General features: G+C 74.2%; 28 protein-coding genes. 17 read left to right on the top strand and 11 right to left on the bottom strand.

Going from position 1 to position 26,084, the window contains the following annotated elements; translation table 11 throughout:
• Positions 1 to 15 precede the first annotated feature (15 nt).
• Entirely contained in the window at positions 16 to 963 is a 948-nt protein-coding gene (locus tag MNZ27_RS10285) for a chromate resistance protein ChrB domain-containing protein (protein WP_242393960.1), read from the bottom strand.
• A 335-nt stretch (positions 964 to 1,298) separates the two neighbouring features.
• Here MNZ27_RS10285 and MNZ27_RS10280 point away from each other — a divergent pair, with 335 nt between their 5' ends.
• From MNZ27_RS10280 to chrA, 3 genes are all read left to right on the top strand, one after another.
• Positions 1,299 to 1,985: a superoxide dismutase gene (locus tag MNZ27_RS10280; protein WP_242393959.1), complete on the top strand. Its 687-nt coding sequence runs from the start codon at positions 1,299 to 1,301 to the stop codon at positions 1,983 to 1,985.
• A gap of 110 nt (positions 1,986 to 2,095) precedes the next feature.
• Positions 2,096 to 3,004, top strand: coding sequence for a DUF1259 domain-containing protein (locus MNZ27_RS10275; protein ID WP_242393958.1), 909 nt, complete (start codon positions 2,096 to 2,098; stop codon positions 3,002 to 3,004).
• A 9-nt stretch (positions 3,005 to 3,013) separates the two neighbouring features.
• Positions 3,014 to 4,249, top strand: a complete 1,236-nt coding sequence (chrA, locus tag MNZ27_RS10270; RefSeq protein WP_242393957.1) for a chromate efflux transporter — start codon at positions 3,014 to 3,016, stop codon at positions 4,247 to 4,249.
• A 60-nt stretch (positions 4,250 to 4,309) separates the two neighbouring features.
• Here the strand turns inward: chrA and MNZ27_RS10265 are convergent, their stop codons facing one another.
• A complete protein-coding gene (locus MNZ27_RS10265) occupies positions 4,310 to 5,674 on the bottom strand; it encodes a heavy metal sensor histidine kinase (protein ID WP_242393956.1) in 1,365 nt (454 codons plus the stop codon).
• A complete protein-coding gene (locus MNZ27_RS10260) occupies positions 5,671 to 6,372 on the bottom strand; it encodes a response regulator (protein WP_242393955.1) in 702 nt (233 codons plus the stop codon). Before MNZ27_RS10260 ends, MNZ27_RS10265 begins: the two co-directional genes overlap by 4 nt.
• A 132-nt stretch (positions 6,373 to 6,504) precedes the next feature.
• Here MNZ27_RS10260 and MNZ27_RS10255 point away from each other — a divergent pair, with 132 nt between their 5' ends.
• The 8 genes from MNZ27_RS10255 (at position 6,505) to MNZ27_RS10220 (ending at position 13,000) form a co-directional block, all read left to right on the top strand.
• Positions 6,505 to 7,164, top strand: a complete 660-nt coding sequence (locus MNZ27_RS10255; RefSeq protein WP_242393954.1) for a hypothetical protein — start codon at positions 6,505 to 6,507, stop codon at positions 7,162 to 7,164.
• Positions 7,165 to 7,200: 36 nt separating this feature from the next.
• Positions 7,201 to 7,452: a hypothetical protein gene (locus tag MNZ27_RS10250; protein WP_242393953.1), complete on the top strand. Its 252-nt coding sequence runs from the start codon at positions 7,201 to 7,203 to the stop codon at positions 7,450 to 7,452.
• The gene (locus tag MNZ27_RS10245; RefSeq protein ID WP_242393952.1) at positions 7,449 to 8,486 is read left to right on the top strand and encodes a hypothetical protein; all 1,038 of its coding nucleotides are present in this window, start codon (positions 7,449 to 7,451) and stop codon (positions 8,484 to 8,486) included. The genes MNZ27_RS10250 and MNZ27_RS10245 overlap by 4 nt, the downstream gene beginning before the upstream one ends.
• A gap of 8 nt (positions 8,487 to 8,494) precedes the next feature.
• Positions 8,495 to 9,268, top strand: a complete 774-nt coding sequence (locus MNZ27_RS10240) for a hypothetical protein (protein ID WP_242393951.1) — start codon at positions 8,495 to 8,497, stop codon at positions 9,266 to 9,268.
• Between the two features lie 11 nt (positions 9,269 to 9,279).
• Positions 9,280 to 10,275: an ABC transporter substrate-binding protein gene (locus tag MNZ27_RS10235; protein ID WP_242393950.1), complete on the top strand. Its 996-nt coding sequence runs from the start codon at positions 9,280 to 9,282 to the stop codon at positions 10,273 to 10,275.
• Positions 10,276 to 10,277: 2 nt separating this feature from the next.
• Complete coding sequence (locus MNZ27_RS10230; protein WP_242393949.1) at positions 10,278 to 11,840, top strand: ABC transporter permease; 1,563 nt, start codon at positions 10,278 to 10,280, stop codon at positions 11,838 to 11,840.
• Positions 11,837 to 12,574 carry an ABC transporter ATP-binding protein gene (locus MNZ27_RS10225; protein WP_242393948.1) on the top strand — a complete coding sequence of 246 codons (738 nt, stop codon included), beginning with the start codon at positions 11,837 to 11,839 and terminating at the stop codon, positions 12,572 to 12,574. Before MNZ27_RS10230 ends, MNZ27_RS10225 begins: the two co-directional genes overlap by 4 nt.
• Positions 12,575 to 12,637: 63 nt before the next feature.
• Positions 12,638 to 13,000 (top strand): hypothetical protein, encoded by a 363-nt coding sequence (locus MNZ27_RS10220; RefSeq protein WP_242393947.1) that lies wholly within the window; start codon positions 12,638 to 12,640, stop codon positions 12,998 to 13,000.
• A gap of 54 nt (positions 13,001 to 13,054) precedes the next feature.
• On the opposite strand, the gene MNZ27_RS10215 is transcribed toward MNZ27_RS10220, so the two are convergent.
• Entirely contained in the window at positions 13,055 to 14,149 is a 1,095-nt protein-coding gene (locus tag MNZ27_RS10215) for a DNA methyltransferase (protein ID WP_242393946.1), read from the bottom strand.
• A gap of 333 nt (positions 14,150 to 14,482) precedes the next feature.
• Between MNZ27_RS10215 and MNZ27_RS10210 the strand changes: the two genes are divergently transcribed.
• Positions 14,483 to 16,534: an HNH endonuclease signature motif containing protein gene (locus tag MNZ27_RS10210; protein ID WP_242393945.1), complete on the top strand. Its 2,052-nt coding sequence runs from the start codon at positions 14,483 to 14,485 to the stop codon at positions 16,532 to 16,534.
• Positions 16,535 to 16,947: 413 nt separating this feature from the next.
• Here the strand turns inward: MNZ27_RS10210 and MNZ27_RS10205 are convergent, their stop codons facing one another.
• From MNZ27_RS10205 to MNZ27_RS10195, 3 genes are all read right to left on the bottom strand, one after another.
• Positions 16,948 to 17,475 (bottom strand): hypothetical protein, encoded by a 528-nt coding sequence (locus MNZ27_RS10205; protein ID WP_242393944.1) that lies wholly within the window; start codon positions 17,473 to 17,475, stop codon positions 16,948 to 16,950.
• A 392-nt stretch (positions 17,476 to 17,867) separates the two neighbouring features.
• Positions 17,868 to 18,467: a YceI family protein gene (locus MNZ27_RS10200; RefSeq protein ID WP_242393943.1), complete on the bottom strand. Its 600-nt coding sequence runs from the start codon at positions 18,465 to 18,467 to the stop codon at positions 17,868 to 17,870.
• Between the two features lie 41 nt (positions 18,468 to 18,508).
• Positions 18,509 to 19,057: a YceI family protein gene (locus MNZ27_RS10195; RefSeq protein WP_242393942.1), complete on the bottom strand. Its 549-nt coding sequence runs from the start codon at positions 19,055 to 19,057 to the stop codon at positions 18,509 to 18,511.
• A 137-nt stretch (positions 19,058 to 19,194) separates the two neighbouring features.
• On the opposite strand from MNZ27_RS10195, the gene MNZ27_RS10190 reads away from it, so the two are divergent.
• The 5 genes from MNZ27_RS10190 (at position 19,195) to MNZ27_RS10170 (ending at position 23,547) form a co-directional block, all read left to right on the top strand.
• Entirely contained in the window at positions 19,195 to 20,097 is a 903-nt protein-coding gene (locus MNZ27_RS10190) for a LysR family transcriptional regulator (RefSeq protein ID WP_242393941.1), read from the top strand.
• Between the two features lie 134 nt (positions 20,098 to 20,231).
• A complete protein-coding gene (locus tag MNZ27_RS10185; protein WP_242393940.1) occupies positions 20,232 to 20,885 on the top strand; it encodes a phosphoribosyltransferase in 654 nt (217 codons plus the stop codon).
• 340 nt (positions 20,886 to 21,225) lie between these two features.
• Positions 21,226 to 21,930, top strand: a complete 705-nt coding sequence (locus MNZ27_RS10180; RefSeq protein WP_242393939.1) for a phosphoribosyltransferase — start codon at positions 21,226 to 21,228, stop codon at positions 21,928 to 21,930.
• Positions 21,931 to 21,934: 4 nt separating this feature from the next.
• Positions 21,935 to 23,020 (top strand): phosphotransferase, encoded by a 1,086-nt coding sequence (locus MNZ27_RS10175; protein WP_242393938.1) that lies wholly within the window; start codon positions 21,935 to 21,937, stop codon positions 23,018 to 23,020.
• Complete coding sequence (locus MNZ27_RS10170) at positions 23,017 to 23,547, top strand: adenylyl-sulfate kinase (RefSeq protein ID WP_242393937.1); 531 nt, start codon at positions 23,017 to 23,019, stop codon at positions 23,545 to 23,547. Before MNZ27_RS10175 ends, MNZ27_RS10170 begins: the two co-directional genes overlap by 4 nt.
• Here the strand turns inward: MNZ27_RS10170 and MNZ27_RS10165 are convergent.
• The 4 genes from MNZ27_RS10165 to MNZ27_RS10150 all read right to left on the bottom strand — a co-directional run bounded on the left by MNZ27_RS10165 (position 23,535) and on the right by MNZ27_RS10150 (position 25,935).
• On the bottom strand, positions 23,535 to 24,119 hold the full coding sequence (locus MNZ27_RS10165; protein WP_242393936.1) for a c-type cytochrome: 585 nt from the start codon (positions 24,117 to 24,119) through the stop codon (positions 23,535 to 23,537). The two genes, MNZ27_RS10170 and MNZ27_RS10165, sit on opposite strands and share 13 nt — an antisense overlap.
• A gap of 46 nt (positions 24,120 to 24,165) precedes the next feature.
• On the bottom strand, positions 24,166 to 25,047 hold the full coding sequence (locus MNZ27_RS10160; protein WP_242393935.1) for a DUF6600 domain-containing protein: 882 nt from the start codon (positions 25,045 to 25,047) through the stop codon (positions 24,166 to 24,168).
• Between the two features lie 72 nt (positions 25,048 to 25,119).
• A complete protein-coding gene (locus MNZ27_RS10155; RefSeq protein ID WP_242393934.1) occupies positions 25,120 to 25,329 on the bottom strand; it encodes a hypothetical protein in 210 nt (69 codons plus the stop codon).
• 123 nt (positions 25,330 to 25,452) lie between these two features.
• Positions 25,453 to 25,935: an adenosine-specific kinase gene (locus MNZ27_RS10150; RefSeq protein ID WP_242393933.1), complete on the bottom strand. Its 483-nt coding sequence runs from the start codon at positions 25,933 to 25,935 to the stop codon at positions 25,453 to 25,455.
• Positions 25,936 to 26,084 lie beyond the last annotated feature (149 nt).

Here is a 26,084-nt window from a genome sequence, read left to right as displayed (position 1 = left end):
TCCGTCGCTCGGCGTTCAGCGCCTCGACGCGCCGCGATGGAGCGCGTACAGGTCGTCGAACAGGGCCGCGCCGCGCTCGAGGCGCGCCTCGTCGTCCGGGTGCGCGGCCGCGATCCCGGCGACCACCTGGCCCACCCCCGGCGCCTCCTCGCGGCCGTACTTCGCGTCCTTCACGTCGACGTCGTGCACGATCTCGGCGATCGCGCGGAGCGCGGGGTCGTCGATCCCGAACCGCTCGAGGAGGACCTCGAAGGTGCAGAGCTCGCCATCGTGCGTGAACTCCGCGTCGAACATGTCGAACCGGAGCTCGCCCTGCTGCGGCCGGTATCCCTTCGCCGGCACGAACTTGAACCGTGCCTGCGGGTCGATGTGCTTCCGGATGAGCCAGGCGCTCGCCATCCGATCGACCTTGATCCCGGACCGGGTGACCCAGGTCCGCCCCCGGTACTCCTCCCGGCGGAGCGCGGGCTTCGGCGGCTCGCGCGGCTCGATGGGTTTCATGCGCCCCTCCATCGCGGACACGACGCCCTCGGCGATCTCACGCCCAGGCGCCCCGAAGAAGTCGATCGCCTCGAGCTCCGACAGCCGCTGCCTGAGCCGAGCGATCTGGTTCGCCACCTCGTTCCGGCGGTTCTCGGGAGGAGACCCCCGCCTGGGGAGCGACCCGGCGACCCTGCGCGCCTCTTCCGCGAGGGTCCGGTAGTCCGCCTCCCTCGCGGACTGGAACAGCGCGAGCACCTGGTCGTCCGACAAGCCGTCGACGAACTGCGCCTCGACGATCGACGCGTCGCCGCCCCCCTTTACCACCTCGCGCAGGACCCACTGGAAGTCCTCCTGGGTCTCGTCGTTCCGCGGCAGCGCGTAGACCGAGTTCTTGATGGCCACCGCCCCGACGCGCTGGAGGTGCCTGCCGACCTTCACGCGCAGGTAGGCGGGCCGTGGCGGGATCTGATGAATCAGCAAGAGCCAGCGGGTCTTCGCGGCTCCCGCGCTCGCGTCCTGAGGTCGCATTGACCTGTCCCGGATATAACAACTGCATCTCGAGATTCAATGGTCCGCGGTCGGGCGAGGCGCCTCCCGATCACGACGACTCCGCGGCGACAATCACCACCGGCCCTCGAGGTATCCCGGCCGCCCTCTCGATCGGAGGCCCGCCGCCCCGCACCTCGGGATGGCCCCCGCGCGGACGGTGTGTTGAATCCGTCAGGTACAGTTGTTACATCGCGAGTGACTCGGATCACGATGTCTCCCGAGCGTGTCGGTGCCCGCGCCGACGCCCGACGGGGCGAGGAGGTGCCATGGCGAACGAATCACCCCACGCGGCGGGGACCGCGCCTGCGTTCGCGGGGAACCACGAGCCGCGTCCGCTGCCGTTCGACCCCGCGAAGCTGCCGGGCCTCTCCGAGCGCCTCCTCCGCTCCCACTGGGAGAACAACTACTGCGGCGCGGTCAAGGCGCTGAACGCCATCGAGCAGCGGCTCGCCTCGATGCTCGAGGACGCCGAGCTGCCGCCCTACGTCTACGGTGACATCAAACGCGAGGAGCTGCTGCGAACCGGGTCCGTCCGCTTGCACGAGCTCTACTTCGGCAACCTCGGCGGCGACGGCGCCGCGGGCGAGACGATGGACCGGATCCTCGCGCGGGCCTTCGGTTCGTTCTCGCGCTGGGAGGCCGAGTTCCGCCGGACCGCCAATGCGCTGGCCGGCGGCTCGGGATGGGCCATCCTCGCCGTCACCTCGCGGGGGGAGCTCCACAACTACTGGGCCTGGGATCACACGAGCGGTGCTCCGGAGAGCCACCCCCTGCTCGTGCTCGACATGTACGAGCACGCCTATCACCTCGACTACGGCGCCGCCGCCGCCCGCTACGTGGACGCGTTCATGCGGAACGTCGACTGGGACCAGGTCCGGCAGCGGCTCTTGGAGGCCACCGCGCCACGGCAGGGCGATCACGAGACATGGGAAACGACATGGAATCCAGGGTGACGGTGACATGGGGGATGGTCGCGCTGGCGGGAGCGACCGTTGCCCTCCTCGGCGTTGCGCGCGCGGACGAAGACGAGAGGGACGAGGAGCCCGCGGGCACGGGGGCGCTGATGCAGGCACTCCCGAACTCGAAGGTGACGCTGGCCGCCGGGATCGGGCAGGCGGCCAAGGCGGCTCCGGACGTGCCCGGCCTCGACACCGCGGCCATCGAGCAGCTCACGGGCGCGAAGGGGCAGATCGACCGGAAGGAAGGCGTGTTCAAGGTCTCCGTCCCGCGGAGCGACCTCCAGCCGACCGTGGCGGGCATGAAGCTCCCCACATCCATGGGGCTCACCGCCTGGGCCGCGTTCGAGCCGTCGCACGGGCACACCATGGTGATGGGGGACATCGTGCTCACGGAGGACCAGGTGAACCCCGTGATGAGCGCGGCGCTCGACGCGGGCCTCGAGGTGACCGCGCTGCACAACCACTTCTTCTGGGAGACGCCGCGCGTGATGTTCATGCACATCGGCGGCACAGGCGACCAGCGCGCGCTCGCGGGGGCCGTCGGGAAGGTGTTCGCGAAGCTGAAGGAGACGGCCGGCGGGAAGGGCGAGACCCCATCGGTTCAGATCGACCCCGCGCAATCTTCGCTCGACACCGCGAAGATTGCGGCGATCCTCGGCGCCGAGGGCAAGGCCAACCAGGGCGTCTACAAGGTCGAGATCGGCCGCACGATCCGCATGCACGGGACGAAGGTCGGCAACTCCATGGGCGTGAACACCTGGGCCGCCTTCGCCGGGTCGGACGAGCGAGCGGTCGTCGACGGCGACTTCGCCATGCTCGAGAGCGAGCTGCAGGGAGTGCTGAAGGCGCTCCGCGGCGCCAGGATCGACATCGTCGCGATCCACCAGCACATGACCGGTGAGGAGCCGCGGATGATGTTCCTGCACTACTGGGGCGTCGGGCCTGCTCAGGACCTCGCCCGGGGGCTGCGCGCCGCGCTCGACCGCACGTCCACGCAAGTCGGGACGAGGTGAGCAGCGCGCTTGCACGACCGCCTCCAGTCGCGCGCGGAAGCACCGCCCGAGGCCGAGCGCGTCTCGTGGCGCGAGCTCTTCTGGTACTTCCTCAAGCTCGGGTGGCTCGCGTTCGGCGGGCCGGTCGGCCAGATCGGCCTCATGCACCTCCAGATGGTGGAGCGGCAGAGGTGGATCGGCGAGGACGAGTTCATCCGCGCGCTCAACTTCTGCCACCTGCTCCCCGGCCCGGAGGCGCTCCAGCTCGCCATCTACGTCGGCTACAAGAAGGGCGGCTACCGCGGCGGGATCCTCGCGGGCGTGCTCTTCATCCTGCCCGGCTACATCACCCTGTCCGCCCTCGCGTGGATCTACGTTCATTACGGGAAGACGCCCCAGGTGCTCGGGGTGCTCTGGGGGTTCCGTCCGGTCGGGCTCGCCCTCCTCCTCGCCGCGCTGGTCCGGATCTCGCGCGCCGCGCTGAAGGGCGTCTTCCCGGTCGTCCTCGCGATCGCGGCCTTCGTCTCGTTCTACTTCCTGAAGCTCCCGTTCCTGCTGGTGCTGTTCGCCTGCGGGCTCCTCTTCATCGCGTGGCGGCGAGTCGGCCCCTGGGCGCGGGCCGCGGCGACGACCGCCGCGTTCCTCGCCGCGGCTCGCGCGGACGCCGCCGAGTCCGCGGCGAGGCGCGCGTTCGACATCTCGGTGTTCTTCTTCAAGGTCGGGCTCTTCTCCTTCGGCGGCGCTTACGCCGTCCTGCCGTACATCCGCGAGGGTGCGGTCGCGACCCACGGGTGGATCAGCGACCGGCAGATGATCGACGCGCTGGCGCTGGGCGAGACCACGCCCGGGCCGCTCATCTCGATCGGCATCTTCGTCGGCTTCCTCGCCGGGCACGGCGCCCGGATCCCGTGGACCGGCGCCACGCTCTCCACGGTCTGGCTGTTCCTGCCGTCCTTCCTCTTCGTCCTCCCGGCGGCCCGCTACATGAACTGGCTCACCTCGAGACCCGGCCTGAAGGAGTTCCTGAAGGGCGTCACCTCGGGCGTCGTCGGGCTCATCTTCTCCATCTCGATCCCGCTCGCGAAGATCGCGTTCATGCCGCGCGGCGCGATCGATTGGATCACCGTCGTGCTCGGCCTGGCGGCGTTCGTGGCGATGACCTTCTGGAAGTGGCGCCTCAACGTCGTCGCGGTCGTCCTCGGGGGAGGCGTGCTCGGCCTCCTTCGCGCCTTCGCCCCCGGCCCGTTCGGAGGTCCACTGGGATGAGCTGCGCCGCGGCCTTCCTGGCGGTTCCAGGTGACGGCGAGCCGCCGAGGGATCATCGCCTCACGCGGGAGGTGAGCCGGGCGCGCCCGCGTCGGGGAGCACGATCCGGAAGAGGCTCCCCCGGCCCTCCGCGCTCTGGACCTCGATCCGCCCGCCGGTCGCCCCGACGACCGAGCGCGCGATGGCGAGGCCGAGCCCGGCGCCGCCGGTCCGCCGGGATCGGTCCGCGTCTACCCGGTAGAAGCGCTCGAAGATCCGCTCCAGGTGCGCCGCGGCGATCCCCGGGCCGGTGTCCTCGACCTCGACGGCGGGCTCGCCCGAGGCGAGGACCCGGGCCCGGACGCGGATGATCCCGCCCGGCGGCGTGTACTGGATGGCGTTGTCGAGGAGGTTCACGATCGCCTGGCGCACCAGCGCGGGAGCGCACCGCGCCCGGACCGCGACCGGGAGCTCCGTCGTGAGCACCTGCCCCTTCTCCTCCGCGAGGACGCGCAGGTGGTCCACCGCGCCCGTCGCGAGCGCGTCGAGGTCCACCGCCTCCCGGGCGGCGGCGACCCGCCCGGAGTCGGCCCGCGTGAGGAGCAGCAGGCTCTCGACGAGCCCGGTCAGCCGCTCCACCTCCTCCAGCATGCTGCCGACGACCTCGCGGTAGGCCGCCGGCTCGCGCGGCTCCTGGAGCGCCACCTCGCCCACGCTCCGCAGGGCGGTGAGCGGCGTCCGCAGCTCGTGCGACGCGTCCGCGGTGAAGCGGCGGAGCCGCTCGAACGCGTCGTGCAGGCGCGCCAGCGTGTCGTTGAAGACCCCGGCGAGCTGGCCGAACTCGTCGCGCGGATCCTCGACGGGCAGCCTCGCGTCGAGCGACTCGGCGGTGATGCGCCGAGCGTGCTCGGCCATCGCGCCGACCGGCGCCAGGACGCGGCCCGCGAGGAGGTACCCGGCGCCCATCGCGAACAGCGCCGCGCAGGGGACCCCGAGGGCGAGGACGAGCCCGAGCCGGTCCAGGGCGGCGCGGGTGAGCGCCTCGTCGGCCGCGACCGCGATCCGGACGCCGTCCCAAGAGCGCGCCTCGACCCGGTACCACGGGCCGCGCGGCGAGGACCAGCTCGCCGGCGCCGCCCTCGTCGCGGCCCGGTCGAGCCCGAGCCGGGTCCAGCCGGCCGTCCGGTAGAGGACGCGCTCGCCGCGGGTGACCTCGAAGAGCTCGACCCCGGCGCGGGTCTCGACCTCCGCGAGGTCGTAGTCGGCCTGCCGGTAGGTCCGCTCGATGGTCGCGAGATCCCGGTCCAGCCGCTCGTCCAGATCGCGGAGGAGCTGGCCGCGCACGAGGAGGTAGACCGCGCCCGAGAAGGCGCAGACGAGGAGCGTGAGGACCCCCGCGTGCCAGAGCGCGAGGCGGGCCCGGACGCTGCGCGGCCGGAGCGTCATCCGGGCTCCGCCCCCAGCAGGAAGCCGACGCCGCGGATCGTGTGGACGAGCTTCGCCGGGAAGGGATCGTCCACCTTCCGGCGCAGGCGCGCGACCGTCACGTCGATCACGTTGTCGAGCGGCGTGGCGCGCGCGGTGACCTTCCAGACGTCGCGCGCCAGCATCTCGCGGGAGACGACGCGCCCGCGGTGACGGAGCAGGTACTCGAGCAGCTCGAACTCCTTCGCGGTGAGCTCGAGCGCCCGCTCGCCGCGGGCGGCGGACCGCTTCACGGGATCGAGCTCCAGGTCCTCGTGCCGCAGCCGCGACGCGGGGTCGAGCCGGCCGCGCCGGAGCAGGGCGCGGAGTCGCGCGAGCAGCTCGGGGAAGGCGAAGGGCTTCACGAGGTAGTCGTCCGCGCCGGCGTCGAGGCCCGAGACCCGATCCTCGACGCTGTCCCGGGCCGTGAGGATGAGCACCGGCGTGTGGAGGCCGCGCGCGCGGAGCGCGGCGAGGATCTCGAGTCCGCCGCGGTTCGGGAGCATGAGGTCGAGCAGCACCACGTCGAACGGCTCGCTCGAGACGAGGAAGAAGCCCTCCTCCCCGGTCGGCGCGACGCGGGCCTCGAACCCCTCCGCGGCGAGCCCCGCGGCGAGGGCCCGCGCCACCTTCGCCTCGTCCTCCACGATCAGGATCCTGGCGCGCGCTTCCCCGGCCACGCCGGGAGATATAGCGCCGCGGCGGCGAGCGGATCCTGACGACGCCGTCAGGGAGTCTTCAGGAGCGCCGGGGGCGCCGGCGCGCCATCCTGCGCTCGCACGGGGAGCGGATCGCCCCGACCGGAGGAACCGATGACCAGGCACTCGAAGACGCTCGCCGCGCTGGTGGCCGGGCTCGCGCTCATGGGCGCGGCGCCGGCGCGGGGCGCGGACCGGACATGGGACTTCCAGGGCGACGCGGTGGGCTCGCCGCCCGCCAGCTTCTCCTTCGGTCGGACGGGCGGTGGCCCCCCCGGCAGGTGGGTCGTCGTGACCGACCCGACCGCCCCGGCCGGCGACCACGTGCTCGCCCAGGTCGACGACGACGGCACCGATTACCGCTTCCCGGTGGCGGTCGCCGACGCGCCGGCGCCGAAGGACGTGCGCGCCGAGGTCCGTTGCAGGCCCGTCTCCGGGAAGGTGGATCAGGCCTGCGGGGTGGTCGTCCGCTACCGCGATGCCGACAACTACTACGTGGCCCGGGCCAATGCCCGCGAGGACAACGTGAACCTGTACCGCGTGGTGAACGGCCGACGCCGGCAGATCGCGGGCTGGAGCGGACGGGTCGCCTCGGGGACGTGGCACGCCCTCGCCCTCGAGGCGCGCGGCGATCGACTCCGGGTGATCTGGGAGGGGAAGCCGATCATCGACGCCACCGACGACACGTTCCGCGAGGCCGGGAAGGTGGGCGTCTGGACCAAGGCCGACTCGGTCACCTCCTTCGACGCCCTCACCGTGACCACGCTTCGCTAGGCTTTGCTTCGCATCTCGATCACCAAGAGCTCACCCATGAAGGCTCTCGCGCTGCTGCTCTCGCTGCTCGCGCTCGCCGCTCCGGTGGCCGGCGCGCAGGCGCCCACCTCCACCGGAGCCGCCACCGGCGCGCGAGCCGCGTCCCCCTCCGCACCCGCGACCCCGACGCCCTCCAGGGACTTCCCGAAGGGCACCGCGACGCCGTCCGTGGAGTGCGGGGCCTGCCACCAGGCCATCTACCGCGAGTACGCGGAGGGGTTCGGGAGCGACATGCGCTACCCGGCGTGAAGCTGCGCACGATGGGTGACCGGACGCTCACGATGCCCGCCGGCACCTCCGTCGCGGCGAGCGCCCACGCGGTGGCCGGGACGGATCCGTGGCCCGCCCACGCCCGGGAGGCCGAGGAGGAGGGGAGGAGGTGCAACGTCTGCCACTTCCCGCAGCCCTTCGCGATCCCCGAGCGCTCCAGCGCCGAGATCGTGAAGCCGCAGCCGCGGCCGGAGGCCCAGGCCGAGGGCATCACCTGCGCCTCCTGCCACCTCACGCCCGAGGGGAAGATCAGGGGCCCGCACCAGGTGAGCGCGCCGCACGAGACCGTGGCCGACCCGCGGATGTCGAGCTCGGAGATGTGCGCGTTCTGCCACGCGAAGGGCAAGCGGGTCCCCGGCGAGCAGACCCAGACCTACTACGAGTGGCGCGACGACTTCGCCGGCCCGGGCCTCGGCCGGCAGCAGTGCCAGGACTGCCACATGCCGCGGACCCAGCGGAAGACCGTCGAGGACGCCGACAGCCCGGTGCGGGCCGTCGCCCGTCACCTCTGGACCGGCGGTCACTCCGGCCAGCGGCTCGGGAGCGCGCTCTCCCTCGTCCTGCTCCAGCCGCAGCCGAAGCGCGCGAACGTGGAGCTGCACCTCATCAACGTCGGCGCCGGGCACTCGGTGCCGACCGGCTCGAATCGCCGCGCCATCCATCTCCAGACCCGGGTCGTCGATCGGGCGGGGAAGGTCGTCACGACGCGCGAGTGGATGTTCGCGCCCTGGTACGGGGCGCGCCCCGACGACCGCGCCTTCGTGAAGGCGGACGCGCAGCTCCCCGACCGGATCGCCGCGACGCAGGCGGACGAGCAGGGGCCGCACGAGGCGCCCATCCGGGCGGGCGAGGAGCGGGTCCTCACGTGGCAGCCGAGGCTCCGCGACGGGAGCTACACCGTCGAGGCGAGCCTCGTCTACGATCTGAACCGGTATAACGATCGCTCGTTCAAGGGGGACCAGCGGGAGATCTCACGCTTCACCTTGCCTCTCACCGTGCAGGCGAGCCGCTGAGGATCCGCGTGAGGACGACACCTGGAGCCTCGCGGCGCCTGGCCGCCGCCGTCGGCTTTCTCCTGGCGCTCGGGGTCGCCGCCTGGCCCCTCGCGGCGAGCGCCTATCGCCCCTTCAACTCGACGGACGCAGCCGTCGCGGCGAAGGGAGAGGTGGAGATCGAGGCCGGGCCCGGGTACCTGGTCGAGGGCCCGGACCGGACGCTGGTCGCGCCGAGCCTCGTCCTGAACTGGGGGTTCACGGATCGCTGGGAGGCGGTGCTGGAGGGGCGCCACTTCGTCAAGCTGGGCAGCAACATCGAGGAGCCGCGGCTGCGCGTCGAGGACACCGCCCTCTCTCTGAAGGGAGTCCTGCGCGAGGGGAGCCTCCAGGAGAAGAGGGGGCCGAGCGTCGCGACCGAGCTGAGCGCCCTCCTCCCGACCATCAACGGAGGGCCCGGCGTCGGCGCGGAGTGGGCGGTGATCGTGTCGCAGCGCTGGCCGGATCTCACCGTCCACGTGAACGGCGCCGCGGCGTGGACCCGGGCCCACGAGCCCGGCGTGTTCGGCGGGGTCATCCTCGAAGGGCACGACGCCTGGACGGTTCGACCGGTGGCGGAGGTCTTCGTGGAGCACGAGCGCGACCTGCCCACGACGGTCTCCGGCCTCCTCGGCGCGATCTGGCGCGTGTCCGACCGGCTCGCGCTCGACGCGGCCGTCCGGCGGGCCCGCGCGGGCGGCACGGACACGACCGAGCTGAGGGTCGGCTTGACGTGGGGCTTCAGCGTGGGGTTCCCGAGATGATCCGACGACGGATGGCGTTCCTGGTCCTGGCGCTCCTCGCGGCGTCCACCGCCGTGAGCTGCCGGAGCCGCGCGCGAGAGGTGGTCGTGTACCTGTCGATCGACCAGGTCTTCACGGAGCCGATCCTGCGCGACTTCGAGCGCCGGAGCGGGGTGAAGGTCCGCGCGGTGTTCGACACCGAGGAGACGAAGAGCACCGGCGTCCTGAACCGGATCGTCGCGGAGGCGGCGAACCCGCAGGCCGACGTGTTCTGGTCGGGTGATCCCGTCCGCCCGCTCCTCCTGGTGAAGCGCGGGCTCGTGCGGCCGTACGCCTCGCCGAACGCCGCGGCCGTGCCGCCCGGGTTCAAGGCCGCCGACGGGAGCTGGACGGGCGGCGCCGCGCGGGCGCGCCTCCTCCTCGTGAACACGAATCGCGTGAAGCCGGACGAGCGGCCCCGCTCGATCCGCGAGCTCGCGAGCCCGCGGTGGAGGGGGCAGACCGCCATCGCGAACCCGCTCTTCGGGACGACCACGATGCACGTCGCCGCGCTCGCGAACGCGTGGGGCGAGGACGCCCTGAAGGCATTCCTCGTCCAGCTCAAGGCGAACGGGTGCCGGATCGCGAGCTCGAACGGCGAGGTGAAGCGGCTCGTCGCGTCCGGCGAGGTGGCGTTCGGGCTCGCCGACACCGATGACGCGGCGGAGGCGCTCCGGGAGGGCGCGCCCGTCGAGGTGGTCTACCCCGACCAGGACGGGATGGGGACGTTGCTCATGCCCACCGTGGTCGTGCCGCTCAGGGGGCCGCATCCGGAGGAGGCGCGCCGCCTCGTCGACCATCTCCTCTCGACGGCGGCCGAGCAGGAGCTCGTCGACGCCGCCTCGCACATCCCGCTGCGCGCCGACGTCAACCCACCGCTCGGCGGCAAGCGGGCGAGCGAGCTCAGGGCAATGCCGGTGGACTACTCCAGGGTCGCGGACACGATGGAGCGGCTCCAGCCATGGCTCCGGGAATGGGCTGGGTTGTGACGATGAGGCTCCGGCGCAGGGAGGAGCCGCTGCTCCTCGCCGTGGCCGGCGGCGTCCTGGTCGGGCTGGTGCTCGTGCCGCTCGTGTCCCTCGGCGGCCAGCTCGCGCGGGGCGAGGCGCTCGTCCACGCCGCGCGAACGCTGTCTGCCCCGCGAACGTGGTCCCTGCTGCTCGCGTCGCTGGGGATCGCCGCGGCAGTGACCGTCGCGGCGCTCGCGATCGGTTTGCCGCTCGGCGTCCTGCTCGGCCGGACGGACGTGCCGCTCCGGAGGCTCGCCCTCTGGCTCCACGCCTTCCCGCTGTCCTTGCCGCCGTTCCTGATCGCCCTGGGCTGGTTCCACCTCCTCGGCCGCGGCGGGCTCGCCGGCTCCGCGCTCGGCGCGCGCCTCCTGTTCTCCCCGACGGGCGTCGTCCTCGTCCTCGCGCTCGCGCTCGCGCCGGTGGTCACCTCCCTCGTGGTCGTGGGGCTCCGAGCCGTCGACCCGTCGCTCGAGGAGGCGGCGCTGCTCGTCGCCGGCCCATGGCGCGTCTCGGTGCGGATCCTCCTTCCGCTCGTCCGTCCCGCCGTCGCCCTCGCCGCCCTGGTCGTCTTCTCGCTCGCCCTCTCCGAGCTCGGCGTCCCCATGTTCCTCCGGGTCGGCGTCTATCCCGCCATGGTGTTCTCCCGGCTCGGCGGGGTCGACTACGCGCCGGGCGAGGCGTTCGCCCTGGCGCTGCCGCTGTTCGTGGTCGCGGTGGGGCTGCTCGTCTTCGAGCGGCGCGCGGCGGGCCGGCGCGCGTTCGGGGTGCTCGGCCTCCGCAGCCGCGAGGTGCCCGACCTGCGCCTCGGACGCTGGCGCCCGGCCGCGACCGCCTTCGCCGCGGCCGCCGCGCTCCTGCCGCTCCTCCCCCTCGCGGCGCTCGCGATCCGCGCCGGGCGGGGCCGCGGGTTCTCGGAGCTGCCGAGGTGGATCGGGGCGAGCGCGTGGAACAGCCTGCTCGACGCGTTCCTCGCCGGGACGCTCATCCTGCTGCTCGCCGTCGTCATCGGCCACGCCGCGGCGCGTCGCCGGCGCGGCGGCTTGGGGCTGGACGCGCTGGCCGTCCTCGCCTTCGTGACGCCCGCGACCGTGCTGGGGGTGGCCCTCGTCGCCACCTGGAACCGCCCCTCCCTCCAGGCGGTGTACGGGACGAGTGCGATCGTCGTCCTGGCGCTCGCGGCGCGGTACGGCGCGGTGGGCCTCCGCGCGGCGGCGGTGGCGTTCTCGCAAGGGTCGGACCATTACGAGGAGGCGGCGGCGATAGGCGGCGCGCGCTTCCTGCGCCGCCTCGGCCGCGTCCTCGTGCCGATCCACGCGCGCGGGCTCGGCGCCGCGTGGCTGCTCGGGATCGTGTTCTGCCTCCGCGACCTCGAGACCGCCGTGCTCCTCTACCCGGCCGGGGAGGAGCCGCTGACCGTCCGGATCTTCACCCTCGAGGCGAACGGCCCCGAGGGCGTGGTCGCGGCGCTGTCGTGCGTGCAGGTCGCGATGACGGCCGCGGTCCTCGCGCTCGGCGCCGCGCTCCTGCTCCGGGGGAGGCGATGAGCGCGGCCATCCAGCTCGACGGCGTGAGCGTGACCCGCGACGGGAGAGCGGTGCTCGCCGACGTCTCGCTGCGCGCCGCACCGGGCGAGACGCTCTCCGTCCTCGGGAGCTCGGGATCCGGGAAGACCACGCTCCTGCGGGTGGTCGCGGGCTTCCTCGCGCCGAGCTCGGGCACCGTGCGCGTGGGCGAGGTGGTGGCCGCCGACAGCGGTCGGAGCCTGCTCCCGCCGGAGGAGCGCGGGATCGCGATGGTGTTCCAGGACCTCGCCCTCTGGCCGCACCTCACCGTCCACGGCAACCTCGCGTTCGGCCTGGAGGCGAGGAGGGTGCCGCGCGCGGAGCGCGACGCGCGCATCGCGTCGATCCTCCGCCGGGTCGGGCTCGCCGGGAAGGAGCGCCGTCACCCCGGCGAGCTCTCCGGCGGCGAGCGCCAGCGCGTCGCGATCGCGCGGGCGCTCGTGGTCGAGCCGCGCGCCGTGCTCCTCGACGAGCCGCTGTCGAACCTCGATGTCGGCCTGAAGCAGGAGCTGCTCGGGCTGTTCCGGGAGCTCCTGGGCGAGCGCGGGGCCACCGCGCTCTACGTGACCCACGATCCGCGCGAGGCGCGGGCGCTCGGCGAACGCACCGCCGTCCTCGACGCGGGCCGGGTGGTCCACGTCGGGTCCCTCGACGCGCTGCGCGCCCGCTCGGACCTCCCCGTCGCGCGCGACCTCCTGGACGCGCTCGATCGATGAGGCCGCGCGGCCGGATCGCGCGCGGCTGCGACGCGGCCGGTCCGTTCGCGGTATGAAGGCGCGATGCCCGACGCTCTCCCGGACGCCGCCCCCGTCGCCCCCGCCGCCGTCACCCGCTACGCCATCGCGGTGAACGCCATCGCCGCCGACATCGCCGCCGAGCTGGATGCAGGGCGGCTCTCCGGCGACGCCGCCTGGACCGCCGCGGAGGAGGCCCTGGCGCGCCATCGTCGCGCCGGCCCCCAGCGGTGGGTCTTCGACGGGATCGCGCCGCTGGTCGCGTCGGCGAACGTCCTCGACGCCCTGGACCGGCGCGGTGACGGGTCGCGGGAGTGGCTCCAGGGCAGCGTCGCGTTCGCCTCCGCCGCGGTGGTCCGGTACGACGTTTTCCGGCGGCTCATGGAGCTGCGAAAGTTGGTCGAGTAGGCCAGACGGCGTTGGGCGCCGTCGCCCCTCGGATGCCCCGGAGCGGCGCGCGCGCTATCCTCCACGCGAGCGGAGCGGCGTGCCCGCCGCCCGCGCCACGCCGAACCGGAAGTAGGTCGGGTCGAGCTCCGCGGCGAACGCGCGGCGGCCGAGGCGGCGCGCGGCGAGCGCGGCGGTGAAGAGGCCGCCGAAGGGCTCCCACACCACCTCGCCCGGGTCCGTCGAGGCCTGGATGATCCGCTCCAGGAGGTCGAGCGGCTTCTGGTTCAGGTGGACCGCCCGGCCGCCCGGAGCGCGGACGCGCTCGGGGCCGGCGACCGGGGCGCGATCCCAGACGTTCGTGACGCCGAACGGGCAGCGGAACCTCGCCCGCATCGCCGCCCACGCCTCGGCCGTCGCCGGCGCGCCGTCGAGGGCGAAGTAGGGGCGCCCCTCGGGCCGGCCGTGCGCGTTCGCGTGCGCCGCGAGCCGGGCCATCGCCTCGGGCGGCGGGAAGTACCAGAGGTGCGACTGGTCGAGGTACTTGCGGACCGCCGCGTCCTTCACCCCGCACGCGGCGTTCGCCTCGCGGAGCGGGAGCCCGGTGCGCCGCCACTCGGAGAGGAGCCACGCCTTGAGCGGCGCGCCGTCCGGCGCCACCGGCGCGCGGACGTACTGCACGCAGACCTCGGTGACCACCGGGAAGCGGCGGATCGAGCCGGTGTTCACGTTCCCCGCCACGTGGCCGCGCCCCTTGTTCCAGACGTTGCACGCGACGTAGCGCCAGCCGTGGCGCTCGAGCACCGGGTGCGCCGCGGCCCAGCCGATCTCCGAGTTCCAGAACCAGAGGGTGGTCGCCGGGGTCGCCGCGCGCGCCCAGGCCGCCGCGTGCGGCTCGTACCAGGCCGGGACGTCGAGGTGATCGGAGGTGTCGCCGTCGAAGCCGAGCACGCCGTACGCACCGTCCGAGACGATCGCCGCCGGCGCGGGCCACGAGGCGTAGAGGTCGAGGGCGTCGCCGTGGTGCAGCGAGACGAGGTCGTCCTCCCAGCGCCGCGCGCGCGGCCGGCCCCGCAGGACCACCGGCTTCGCCCGCCCCACGGTGCTCGGCGCGGGGCGGCGGGCGCGGAGCGCCGGTCTGCGGGAGGCGGGGCGTCGGGGGCGCGGCATCCGGGGATCGAGCGTTACCTGGGGTGTCTGACATGCGCCCGCTCATGCCGCCGGGCAAGTCCCGCCCTCTGTACGTAAATCGAAGGTGTCGCCAGAGTGCGGTGGTCCACACGGATCGTGGTCACGTCGAGCGCGACCGCGATGTCGAGGTGCAGTGACTGTCGCTCTCGACGCCCCCGTGGCTTCGGATTGGCGGGAGCCACTTCGGCCGTGGCCACTTCGAGGTGACGCCCCCGAAAGGCGGATCTGTGCCAATTAGCCGCACCGGACGACACCGAATGACGCAATCCTGGATAGCGCCGACTGTCAGACCCGCGTGCAATCTTCTGGACGATGTGCAACGTCGGCTCCAGCCCGCTCGTCACCTCCGCCGCGCCGCCGTCGGAGGCGCTCGCGCGCGCGGCGTGGCAGCTCGAGCCGCCGATGCCGCACGAGCGGCCGCACGTGCTCCGCGAGGAGGCGGCGCTGCTGGTGGACGGGCTCCTCGCCCGGGTGGCGCGGGGGCGAGGCGCGCTGGACATCGCGCTCGGCGAGGGGCTCCTGGCCCTGGCGCAGGGGGACCGGACGCTGCGGCTCGGGTACTCGGGGATCGCCGACTACGCCCGCGAGCGGCTCGGGATCGCTGGCCGTACCGCGCAGGTGATGGTCCAGCTCGCGCGGGCGCTGCGCGAGCGACCGCGGCTCCGAGAGGCGGTGCGCTCGGGTGAGGTGAGCGCGCGCAAGGCGACGATCATCCTCCGGGTGGCGCGGGGCGACGCGGAGGCGGTGTGGGTCGAGCGGGCGCGGAGCGCGACGGCGCGGGCGCTCGAGGTGGCGGTCCGGGCGGCCGACCGGAAGCGCGCGGAGAGCGCGAACGGTACGGGCGTTGCGATTACCGCGAGTGGTGCGAGTGGTGCGATTGATGCGGCAGGCGGCGTGGAGCTCGAGGAGGAGCGTTTCGACCGGGTGGACCTCCTTCTCGGACCGGAGACGCGGGCCCGGCTCGACGAGGCCCTTGCCCTGGCGGGGAAGCTCCTCAAGGCGACCTCGCCGCGGTGGCAGCGGCTCGAGGTGATCTGCCAGGAGTACCTCGGCGCGCACCCGGTGGACGCGGACGAGGAGGCGGAGGAGCGGAGCGCCGAGGAGTCGCGGGCGGAGTGGCTCGACGCCGCGCGGGAGGCGCTCGAGGAGGAGACGGCGTGCTGGGCGGCGCTCGACAAGGTCGAGCCGGTGGCGGCCCCATTGCTCGGCGCCGTGACGGACGGCGCCGGCCTGGATGACGCCGCCCTGGAGGACGCGGCTTTGAACGACACGGACGGCGCGCCTGGCTGGGATCCCGCGGAGCGGCTCGACGACCAGCTCCGTCAGCTTGCGTCGATGCGCGAGCGCTGGGACGAACTGGTCGGCCACCTCACCATGCTGGTCCTGAATGTCGGGCTCTGGCGCGACATGGGCTTCGCCACCTTCGGCCACTACTGCGCCGAGCGGTTGGGCATGGCGGAGCGGACCGTGGCGCAGCGAGCCGCGTTGGAGCGCCGGCTCTATGCGCTCCCGACGCTCCGGCAGGCGCTCCGGGAGGGGAGGGTCAGCTACGAGCAGGCGCGGCTCGTCGCCCGCGCCGCGGGAGCGAGCACGGACGAGGATACCGTCCAGGCGCTGATCGCCCACGCCGAGGCCTCGACCTGCATCGCGTTCCGGCGTGAGCTCGAGGACGAGCTCGCCGCTCGGGCAGATTTCGAGGCGCGGGCCGCGGCGCAGATGTGTGCGCCGTCGAGGCGGACCGACGACTCCGCGGAGGAGCCCGCGCAGATGTGTGCGGCGTCAGGGAGGACCGACGACTTCGGGGCGAAGGCAACGCAGATGTGTGCGCCGTCGGATCGGACCGACGATTCCGGGGCGGCGACGGGCACCCCGAACAAGCCAACGGACCCCTTCCCCGCGCAGATGTGTGCGCGCGCCTGGCTGATCCTCCGCGTGCCGCGCCGGGTGGCCCTCCTCATCGACGCCTCCCTCCGCGCGGCTCGGGCCGCCGCAGGGCACTGGCTCACGCCGGAGGAGTGTGTCGTCCTCATCGCGGAGCACTTCATCGAGACGTGGACCGAGTTTGTGAAGCACCAGGAGCGCTCGCGACCGGCGCGGCAGCGAAAGGTCCTCGCGCGCGATCGGGGCCGGTGCCAGGTCCCCGGGTGCAGCCGTCCCGCCGCGCACGTGCACCATGTGTGCTTCCGCTCCCACGGGGGCGACGACTCCGAGGAGAACGGGATCGCCCTCTGCGCCGCGCACCATCTGCACGCCATCCACCGTGGGTGGATCCGGGTCCGCGGACGGGCGCCGGACGCGCTCCGATGGGAGCTCGGGCTGGGTCCCGATGGCAAAGCGCTGGCCGTGCTCGGGCCGGACGCCTGACCACCGGATCAATCACGTGTCACGTGACGGTCGGGGAGGACAGGCGCGCTTGCTTGTGTAGACGTCGAAGTTCTTCCCGAGATGGAGCGGCGCGCGCCGGGGTAGACCCGCACCCGAACCCGCACGCCAACCCGTCATCCCTGCCCGTGCCCGTGCCCGTGCGCCCATGCCCAGGTCCCGTGGCCCGGCCCCACGTGCCCGGAACACAGGGCCAACGGGACACGGGAACGCGGTGACGGGCCACGAAGAAGCCGGGTTCGGGTTCGCGTTCGGGTTCGCGTTCGGGTTCGCGAAGAACGGACACAGCCAAGCCGCGCCCCTCGAACGGGACGGGCGGGCGATCACTCGGGGCGCACCCATCGGCCGGCGGAGAGGATCCCCCCGCCGAGCCGATGGATCGCGCGGCGACCGCGCTACTTCCCGCCGCCCCGAGGCGGCTGCTCGGCGCCGCCGCCGGCGCCGGTCCCGCCGCCGGCGCCGGTCCCACCGCCGGTCTCGCCGCCGGACGGCGCAGCACCGGATGGCGCAGCACCGGACGGCGCGGCGCCGGAGGGCGCCTCCGTCGTGCCCTTCTCAGCCTTGGGCGCCGCCTTCTTCTTGTGGGTGCGGGCGCGGCGGTGCTTCTTCGTCTTCTTCTTCGTCGTAGTGGTCGTCGTCTTCTCGCCTTCCGTGGTGGTCGCGCCGGGCGCCGCGGTGCCGCCGGGGGTGCTGGGCTCGGTGCCGGTCGTCCCGGTCTCACCGGCCGTCCCGGTCCCACCCCCCATCGTCCCGCCACCGCTCGTCCCCGTCTGGCTTCCCGAGGGAGCGCCCTTGTCGCTGCTCGAGCTGCCGTCGGACGGTTGCTGCGTCGATCCGGCGCTGCCGGACGACCCGCTCGTCTGGGCGGACACGCTCGTGACCAGCATCGCGCCGGCGATGATCGCTGCAAGCCTCTTCACCATGTGCTCCCCTCCTCCGATGGCCCGCGCGTACGCGGGCCGGTTCGTCACCGGGAGTCGCGGGAGGGAGCCGGCCGGGGGCCGGACCCTTCGCCGCTGCCCGGAACGCACGTCGCCGTTCACGTCGGCTGGTGCGCCGGACGAAAAGCTGCGCACGTTCGCGGAAGTCACAGCGGGCGGCGAGGCGCCGGCCTCACGGCCGAGCGAGCGCGCGCTGCGCTCCGAGGAGCGGCGCGGTGCCTCCGGGGCCGCGGGCGGCGCGGGGGGCGACGGGGCGGTCCACGGCGCGTCGACGCGGGCGGGATGGCCCGATCTCGATCAGCTCCGGGACGGACGAAAGAGGCCGGCCCCGCGGAGCGGAGCCGGCCCGGTGGTGCTTCGACGGCGGGCGCGCGCTACTTCGCGGCCGCCTTCGGCTGGTCCTTCACCACCTCGAGGTCGAGGTCGATCGTCACCTCGTCGCCCACCGCCGGCCCGGCCTCGACGAGCTTGTTCCAGGTGAGGCCGAAGGCCTGCCGGTTGATCCGGGTCTTCGCCGAGAAGCCGCGGCGGGTCTCGCCGTACATGCCCTTCACCTCGGCCGAGGGCACGACGTCCAGGGTCACCGGCTTCGTGACGCCGTGCATGCTGAGGTCGCCGGTGACCTTGAGCGCGCCCCGGCCGGCCCGGGCGACCTTCGTGGACCGGAACGTGATGGTCGGGTACTTCGCGACGTCGAAGAAGTCCGGCGACTTGAGGTGCGCGTCGCGGTCGGCGACGCGGGTGTCGAGGCTGTTCACGTCGATGGTCGCCTCGACGGTGGACTTCGTGACGTCGGCGTCGTCGAGCTTCACGATCCCGGAGAACGTGCGGAACTCGCCCCGCACCGTCGAGATGACGAGGTGCTTCACCGCGAAGCCCGCGGTGGAGTGCGACGGGTCGAGGTTCCAGGCCGCGGGGGCGGCGAGCGCGAGGGCGGGGAGGGCGGCGGCGAGGACGGCGATGAGCTTCTTCATGGTCGGTGATCCTTCCTGGCTGGAGCTGCGGTGAGGGGCGACTACGCGGCGACGGCGGCGGCCGCCTTCACGGCCTCGAGCTCGATGGTGATCTCGACCTTCTCGCCCACCAGCACGCCGCCCGTCTCGAGCGCGGCGTTCCAGACGAGGCCGAAGTCGCGGCGGTCGAGGGCGGCCTTGGCGGAGAAGCCGGCGCGCTGGTTGCCCCAGGGATCCTTGCCGGTGCCGGCGAACTCGGCGTCGAGCACGACCTCGCGGGTGACGCCGTGGAGCGTGAGGTCGCCGGTCACCCGGTAGCCGTCGCCGGCCTTCTCGATCTTCCGCGAGCGGTAGGTCAGCTCCGGGTACTTCGCGACGTCGAGGAAGTCGGGGGACTTGAGGTGCGTGTCGCGGTCGGCGACCTGCGTGTCGATGGAGGCCGCGTCGACCTTCACCTCGACGCTCGAGCGGGTGAGGTCCGCCTCGTCGAGCTGGATGGCGCCCGACCACTTCGCGAACCGCCCATGGACCTTGGAGATGACCATGTGGCGGACCCAGAAGTGGATGGCGGAGTGGCTGACGTCGATGTTCCAGGTATTGGTGGTGGCCATTGGATTTCCCTTCGTGTGTGGCGTGGCGCCCGGTGCGGTGCGTGACGCGGTGTTCGTGGCTGACGGGGGGAACTTGCGCGTGTTGCGGTCATGGCGCAATGTGACGATGAGCACTTCACCGTTCCAAGGGTGCAACGATGGACCTGAACCTCCTCACCACCTTCGAGGCCGTCGCCCGGACCTCGAGCTTCTCGGCGGCGGCGAAGGAGCTGCGGCTCCCCAAGTCCTCGGTCAGCCGCGGCATCGCGCGGCTCGAGGCCGACCTCGGGGTCCAGCTCGTCTTCCGCACCACGCGCCGGGTGTCGCTCTCGGCGGCCGGCACCGCGCTCTACGACCGGCTCTCGCCCCTGCTCCGGTCCGTGAAGGCCGCGCTCGGCGAGATGCCCGAGCGCGAGGAGCTGCCCTCGGGCGAGCTGCGGGTCACCGCGCCGGTGGATCTCGGCGTGCTCTTCCTCGCCGAGGCCGTCGCCCGCTACACCGCCCGGTACCCGTCCGTCTCGGTGGACCTGCACCTCACCGGCCGCGTCGTGGACCTCGTGGGCGAAGGGTTCGACGTCGCGATCCGGGCCGCCGCGAAGCTCGAGGACTCGACGCTGCTCGTGCGCCGGGTCGCGCCGATCGTGAACCAGGTGTACGCCTCGCCGCTGTACCTCGCGCGGCGCGGGACGCCGCGCTCGGAGGCGGACCTGGCCGGGCACGAGTGGGTGGTGTTCCGTCCCGGCCCGCAGCGGCTCCGGGTGACGGCGCCGCACGCCGGCGAGGGCGTCGTGCCCCGCGGCCGGATCGTCTGCGACGACGTCCTCTTCGCGCGCGACGCGGTGCGGGCCGGGGCCGGGCTGGGGCTGCTGCCCGGGTTCATGGTCGAGGCGGACGTGGTGGCGGGTCGGCTGGTGCGGGTGGTCCCGCGTTACGAGAGCCGCTCGGGGTGGCTGCACCTGGTGATGCCCGCCGCACGCCACATCCCCCGGAAGGTGACCGCCTTCCGCGACCTCGTCCTCGAGCTGCTCCGGACGCGCGTCGGCGCGATGCCCCAGCCCTGATCGGGTCCGGCTCGCCACGGGGCACGCCGCGAGGAGGACTCATGCGGGCCGGTTGTGCCTGGCGAGCGGAGGTGGCACGGTCGCCGGGCGCGGTCGTCGTCGCAGGGGCCGCACGACCGCGAGGGAGTGCGCGGATGGTCTTCGACGACAGGGAGCACGCCGGGCGCCTGCTCGCCGCCCGGCTCCAGCACCTCCGCGCGGAGCGCCCGGCCGTGCTGGGGCTCACGCGTGGTGGGGTCCCGGTGGCGCGCGAGGTCGCCCGCGCGCTCGGGGCGCCGCTCGACGTGGTGATCGCGTTGAAGCTCGGGGTGCCCGGCTCCCCGGAGCTCGCGGTCGGCGCGATCGCGGAGGACGGCGCCCTGTTCGTGGACCGCGCCCTCGCGGAGGAGACGGGCGTGGGCGAGGAGGAGCTCGCGGAGCTGGTGGCGCGCGCCGCGCCGGAGCTCGCTCGCCGCATCCGCGCGTACCGGGCCGGGGCGGCCCCGCCGCCGCTCGGCGGGAGCACCGCGATCCTCGTGGACGACGGCGTGTCGACCGGCGCCACCGCCCGCGCCGCGGCGCTCGCGGCGCGACGGCGGGGAGCGGGCCGGCTGGTCCTCGCCGCGCCGGTGATCGCGGCGGTGAGCGAGGAGGCGCTGCGCGGCGACTTCGACGAGGTGGTGGCGATCGAGCGGCCGCCGGACTTCCTCGCAGTGAGCTGGTGGTACCGGCGGTTCGAGCCCGTCTCGGACGTCGAGGCGCTCGGTTGCCTCGGCGCCGGCGAGGCCCCCGCCGCGGGCGCGAGCTGAACCGGCCCGTCCGGGAGCGCTGATCCCTTCCTCCTCCGGTCACTGCGCAGTGGGTGCGCTTCCTCCTGCGCCCGTGCGCAAGAAGCGCCGCTCCCGGGAGGGCGCGGGAGCGTGATCTGCGCGAGCCGTCGCGAGGATCCGCGCGCATCGGCCTGACGGAACGTGCGATGCACACGGTCTTGCTGAGCGCAGTGCGCTGATGGTTTCACCGCGCGCTGGTCGCGAGCGCGGCCCGGGCGCGGGGCCCCCGACGAGGGGGCGAGCGGCGTGCCGGTGGGCCCCGGTCGAGAGGGCGGGCAGGGGCGAGGTGAACCGGGGTCCGATCGGCGGGAGGTGCGTCATGACATTCCGGAACCGGAGCGAGGCGGGGCGGCAGCTCGCACGTCGCCTCATGCACCTGGCGGACGCCAAGCCGGTGGTGCTCGCGGTGGGGTGTGGCGGGTTCCCCGTCGCCGTCGAGATCGCCGAGGTGCTCGGGGCCGAGCTGGACGTGCTCGGCGCCGCGGAGCTCATGCCGCTCGAGGGCTCGGAGCCGTCCCTCGGCGCGGTGGCCGAGGGCGGGGCCTGCGTGATCGAGCCCCGCGCCGCAGCGCGGCTCGGGCTCGGGCCGGAGCAGTTCGAGCACCTGCTCGCTCGTCGCCGAGCCGAGGCGGAGGAGCACGGCGCCTCCTGCCGCGGCGGCCGGCCGCCCACCGACCTCGCGGGGCGCATCGTGATCGTCGCCGCCGACGGCGTGGACGGCGGAATCGCCCCGCGCGCGGTGCTGAGCGCGGCCCGCTCCGCACGGCCCGAGTGGCTCGTCCTCGCGACGCCCATCGCCGACGCGAAGCACCTCCCGGCGCTCCGCGCCGCGGTGGACGAGCTGGTGGTGCTCGACCTGCCGCCGGAGTTCATCGCGGTCGGGTACTGGTACTCGCAGGCGCTCCGCCCCTCCGAGGGCGAGATCGCCGCGGCGCTCGGCGCCCGCGGCCGCCCGGCGCCGGCCGGGACCTTCGGGCCGCCGCCCCGCGCGTCGCACTCCACGCTCGCCGTCCACGGATCGTGACGGGATGGAGCGCGCCGGCGAGGACGCGATCAGGAGGGCGATCGCCCGGCTCGTCCCGGGCGGCCGGCTGGTCTCGGTCCGGCCGCTCGCCCCCGACTCCGGCGCCGGCGTCGCGCACAAGGAGCTCGGGTACGGCCGGCCGGTGCGGATCGAGGTGCAGGAGCCGGACGGGGGGCGGCGGACGTTCGTGCTCCGCACCGCGCTCCCGGATCCGTTCGGCCACGATCGCCGGGCGGACCGCTGGGCGGAGCTGCTCCTCTCGTTCGACACCTGGGGCGCGATCCCGGACCACGTGCGCGCCGTGGACGTCGGGGCGATCGGCCCCGACGGCCTCGTGTCGCTGCGAGAGGTCGGGGAGGCGTACCTCGTCACGACCTTCGCGGAGGGGACCCTATACGCGGAGGACCTCCGCCGCGTCGCGCGGGACGGCGTCGCCACGCAGGGGGACCTGGCGAGATGCGAGGCGCTGGCGGGCTGGCTCGCGCGGCTCCACCGCGAGCCGCGATCGGACGCGGTGGCGTGGCGGCGCGCGGTCCGCGACCTCCTCGGCTCGGGGGAGGGGATCTTCGGGATCGTGGACGCGTACCCCTCGGACGTGCCCGGCGCCGCGCCCGCTCGCCTCGCGGCGATCGAGCGCCGTTGCCTGGAGTGGCGCTGGAGGCTCCGCGATCGCGGCGACCGCCTCCGCCGCGTCCACGGGGACTTCCACCCCTTCAACATCGTGTTCGGGGGGGGCGTCCGGTTCACGCTCCTCGACGCGAGCCGCGGCTGCCTCGGCGACCCGGCCGACGATCTGGCCGCGCTCGCCGTGAACTTCCCGTTCTTCGCGGTCCAGGCGCCCGGCAGCTGGCCGCGCGGGTTCGGGCCGCTCTGGTCGCTGCTCTTCTCCAGCTACCTCCAGGCCGGCGGGGGCGAGGAGGTGCTCGAGGATCTCGCGCCCTTCCTCGCGTGGCGCGCCCTCGTGGTGTGCTGCCCGCGCTTCTATCCCGGCCTGGGCGGCCCGGCCCGCGACGCGCTGCTCGGCCTCGCCGAGCGCGCCCTCGACGCCGAGACCTTCGACCCCGCGCTGGCGGAGGCGGCGCTCCGGTGACCTCCGGGGCCGTGGTGTGGGTGACCGGGCTGCCCGCGTCGGGCAAGTCCACCCTGGCGGCGCGCCTCGCGGCGAGGCTGCGGGCGGAGCGCGTCCCCTGCGCCGTGCTCGACGGCGACGAGGTGCGCGCCGCCCTCGACCTCCCCGCGGGCCGAGGCGAGGCGGAGCGGGACCGCTTCTACGCGGCGCTCGGCCGGCTCGCGGCGCTGCTGGCCGGGCAGGGGCTCGTCACGGTCGTGCCGGCGACCGCGCCGCGCCGGGCGCACCGCGACGCCGCCCGCGCGATCGCGCCGCGCTTCCTCGAGGTGCTCGTCGCGACGCCTCCCCGCACGTGCGCGCTGCGGGATCCGAAGGGGCTCTACGCCGCCGCCCGGCGCGGCGAGGCGCCGGAGCTCCCGGGGACGGGGACGCCCTACGAGCCGCCCCTCGCGCCGGAGGTGGTCGCGGCCGACGGCGAGGACTCGTTGGCGCTCGACGCCATCCTGGCGCGGCTCCGGGACGAGCAGCCTCGCGATCACGGTGAGTGATGATGCTTTCGCGCCGGCTCCTCGGGTCGCGCCTCCGCGCCGGGCGCGCGGCCCCGCTCCGCCTCGCCTGTGGTGAGGGCCGCCCGCTCCTCGGCGCCGAGGGTGGGGAGGTGCCGGACGAACACGACGAGCGCCCAGATGTCGCGCTCGGAGTGGGTCGGGAGCCAGCCCGGCATGCCGCTCATCCGCACGCCGTGGGCGATCACCTCGAACAGCTCGCCGTCCGCCGCCCGCTGGGTCTCCGGGCGCGCGAGCTCCGGTGGGCGCGGGTTCAGGCCCTTCGCCGCGTCCCCGGGCGCGACGCCCGGGGCGCCGTGGCAGAAGAGGCAATCCTCCCGGAAGTGCGCGAGCGCGATCCGGAGCGTCTCCGGCCCGGGCGCGAGCGGGTTCCGCGCCGTGGCGGGCGCTCGCCGCTCGAGCGAGCGCGCCACGAGGGTGTCCCCGACGAGCGCTTCGAGCGTCCCCGGCGGTCGGGTCGCCGACATGTCGAAGGAGCCGGACCACAGGTAGATGGCGGCGGCGAACGGGACGAGCAGGACGCCGAGGACGACGCCGACGAGGATCTTGATCACGAGGCCGCTCCGGTCGTGGCCGAGCCCGAGGCCCTGACGAGGACTCTCACCTCCGCTGCTCCGTCTCCGGACGGGGCCGGGCGGGCGCGGGGCGGCCGGGGGGCGGGGGGGGGGCCCCCGCCCGCCCGCCCCCCGGCGTGCGAACCGGAGCCGGCCGCGCGGGCCTGAACGCGGGCGCGGTCCCGCCGCGAGGGGCGCGCTGTGCCTCGGCAGGCGTGGGCACGGGGACGATCCGGACCTCGGGCACCGGCCTCGGCGTCACGCGGCCCACCTCGGCGCGCGGGGGCCCGCCGAACGGAGGCGCGGGCATCGGGCGCGCGGGCACGGGGCGTCCGGGCACGGGGCGTCCGGGCACCGGACGCGCGGGCGGTGCAGGGCGCGTGCGGCGAACGAAGGTCGGGGCGCGCGCCGGCGGGAACGCCGCCCGGTGAGCGGGGACGCCGACGAAGCGGGCCTCCGGCACGAAGATCCAGATGGCCGGATCCCCGAAGAGCGGGTCCATCCACCAGTCCGCGCTCCCCGGCCAGAGCGGGGCCCATCCGACCACCCCGTCCCCGAACCGCCACGCGACCCACGCCGGCGCCCACTCGAGCCCCGGGATCCAGACCCAGCCCAGCGCCGGATCGAGCACCCATCGACCGTAGTGGTAGGTGGCCCACCCCCACGGCTCGTCGGTGACCCAGAGCCAACCTTCGTCGGTCCACACCCACTCGCCGTACAGGTACGGGCGCCAGCCGGGACCGACCTGCAAGGGGCGCCAGACGCGACCGTACGGGGAGAGGGTGCGCCACTCGCCCCCGGCGATCGAGCGCTCGAACGTCTCGCGCGTCACGACCGGCGCGGGCGCGTCCGCGCGAGGGATCGCCGGAGCGAGCCCGAGCGACCCGACGACGGCGAGGACCACGGGGAGCAGCGTGCGCGGCGTCATGGCTTCCTCCTCGAGGATTGCTGCGGTCGCCCTCGCCCCCGACCTCGCCTCGCCCACCGTGAAGGATTCGCGTCAGTGTGCGTGGCCGAGCAGCCCGAGCGCGAGCCAGAGCGCCACCGCGAGGCCGGCGATCCCGACCCCGAGCCGCAACCTCGCGCGCCGCCGCTGCGCGGGGGCGGCGACGCGGCCCGCCGCCGCGAACCCCTCCCACGCGAGGAGGCCCGACGCGATGCCCAGGAACGCGACGATCCCGACGAAGAGCGCGAGCGCGAGGCCGGACACGAGGACATCGTCTCACCGGCCGCCCGCGCCGGCGACGGCTCGCCGGGGCGGGCCGAAGGAGTGACCTCAGACTCGGGTTTCGCTCATTCCGGTCGGGGAATCACCTCTGACTCGAAAGGCGAGTCAGAGCTTGTAGCCGAACCGGCGGAGGAGCTGCTTGCGGTCCTGGACGTCCTGCTCGGTCTCGACGCCGAGCGGCACGCCGCCGTCCACCACGCCGACGATCCCGCGCCCCGCGGCGGTCGCCGCGACGAGGATCTCCACCGGGTTCGCCGTCGCACAGAAGATCGCGCACACCTCGGGCACGAGCTTCAGGGCGTTCAGCACGCTCACGGGGAAGCCCTCGCGCAGCAGGACGACGAAGCAATGGCCGGCGCCGATCGCCTGCGCGTTCCGGGTGGCGAGCTCGGTGAGGGCCTGGTCGTTCCCCGAGCGCCGGACGAGGCGCGGCCCGGACGACTCGCAGAACGCGATCCCGAAGCGGAGCGCCGGCGAGCTCGCGGCGAGCGCCTCGTGGAGGTCCTCGACCGTCTTGATGAAGTGCGACTGGCCGACGATCACGTTCACGTCGTCGGGCTTGTCGATGCGGACGGCGGCGATCTCCATCGGGGCTCCCTCCCCTCCGCGCGGTCCGGCGCGGCGCGCGGATGGACGCGACGTTAACGCCGACGCGGCGCGCGGCGGTGGGCAGCCCGGGGTACCACCTCCGGCCGAGGTGCACAGCGAGGCACCCCGGCCGGATCCATCCATCGTGG

Origin of the sequence: Anaeromyxobacter oryzisoli (genome assembly GCF_022690765.1) — a bacterium.
Classification (GTDB): Bacteria; Myxococcota; Myxococcia; order Myxococcales; family Anaeromyxobacteraceae; genus Anaeromyxobacter; species Anaeromyxobacter oryzisoli.
This window is presented reverse-complemented; position numbering and strand designations above follow the sequence as displayed.

Coding starts and splice junctions, on each gene's coding strand:
- MNZ27_RS10200 (WP_242393943.1), bottom strand. CDS start 18,467: ATGAAGAAGCTCATCGCCGTCCTCGCCGCCGCCCTCCCCGCCCTCGCG.
- MNZ27_RS10195 (WP_242393942.1), bottom strand. CDS start 19,057: ATGGCCACCACCAATACCTGGAACATCGACGTCAGCCACTCCGCCATC.
- MNZ27_RS10210 (WP_242393945.1), top strand. CDS start 14,483: ATGTGCAACGTCGGCTCCAGCCCGCTCGTCACCTCCGCCGCGCCGCCG.
- MNZ27_RS10280 (WP_242393959.1), top strand. CDS start 1,299: ATGGCGAACGAATCACCCCACGCGGCGGGGACCGCGCCTGCGTTCGCG.
- MNZ27_RS10175 (WP_242393938.1), top strand. CDS start 21,935: ATGGAGCGCGCCGGCGAGGACGCGATCAGGAGGGCGATCGCCCGGCTC.
- MNZ27_RS10205 (WP_242393944.1), bottom strand. CDS start 17,475: ATGGTGAAGAGGCTTGCAGCGATCATCGCCGGCGCGATGCTGGTCACG.
- MNZ27_RS10185 (WP_242393940.1), top strand. CDS start 20,232: ATGGTCTTCGACGACAGGGAGCACGCCGGGCGCCTGCTCGCCGCCCGG.
- MNZ27_RS10255 (WP_242393954.1), top strand. CDS start 6,505: ATGACCAGGCACTCGAAGACGCTCGCCGCGCTGGTGGCCGGGCTCGCG.
- MNZ27_RS10225 (WP_242393948.1), top strand. CDS start 11,837: ATGAGCGCGGCCATCCAGCTCGACGGCGTGAGCGTGACCCGCGACGGG.
- MNZ27_RS10150 (WP_242393933.1), bottom strand. CDS start 25,935: ATGGAGATCGCCGCCGTCCGCATCGACAAGCCCGACGACGTGAACGTG.
- MNZ27_RS10265 (WP_242393956.1), bottom strand. CDS start 5,674: ATGACGCTCCGGCCGCGCAGCGTCCGGGCCCGCCTCGCGCTCTGGCAC.
- MNZ27_RS10160 (WP_242393935.1), bottom strand. CDS start 25,047: ATGACGCCGCGCACGCTGCTCCCCGTGGTCCTCGCCGTCGTCGGGTCG.
- MNZ27_RS10235 (WP_242393950.1), top strand. CDS start 9,280: ATGGCGTTCCTGGTCCTGGCGCTCCTCGCGGCGTCCACCGCCGTGAGC.
- MNZ27_RS10180 (WP_242393939.1), top strand. CDS start 21,226: ATGACATTCCGGAACCGGAGCGAGGCGGGGCGGCAGCTCGCACGTCGC.
- MNZ27_RS10250 (WP_242393953.1), top strand. CDS start 7,201: ATGAAGGCTCTCGCGCTGCTGCTCTCGCTGCTCGCGCTCGCCGCTCCG.
- MNZ27_RS10230 (WP_242393949.1), top strand. CDS start 10,278: ATGAGGCTCCGGCGCAGGGAGGAGCCGCTGCTCCTCGCCGTGGCCGGC.
- MNZ27_RS10275 (WP_242393958.1), top strand. CDS start 2,096: ATGCAGGCACTCCCGAACTCGAAGGTGACGCTGGCCGCCGGGATCGGG.
- MNZ27_RS10220 (WP_242393947.1), top strand. CDS start 12,638: ATGCCCGACGCTCTCCCGGACGCCGCCCCCGTCGCCCCCGCCGCCGTC.
- MNZ27_RS10190 (WP_242393941.1), top strand. CDS start 19,195: ATGGACCTGAACCTCCTCACCACCTTCGAGGCCGTCGCCCGGACCTCG.
- MNZ27_RS10215 (WP_242393946.1), bottom strand. CDS start 14,149: ATGCCGCGCCCCCGACGCCCCGCCTCCCGCAGACCGGCGCTCCGCGCC.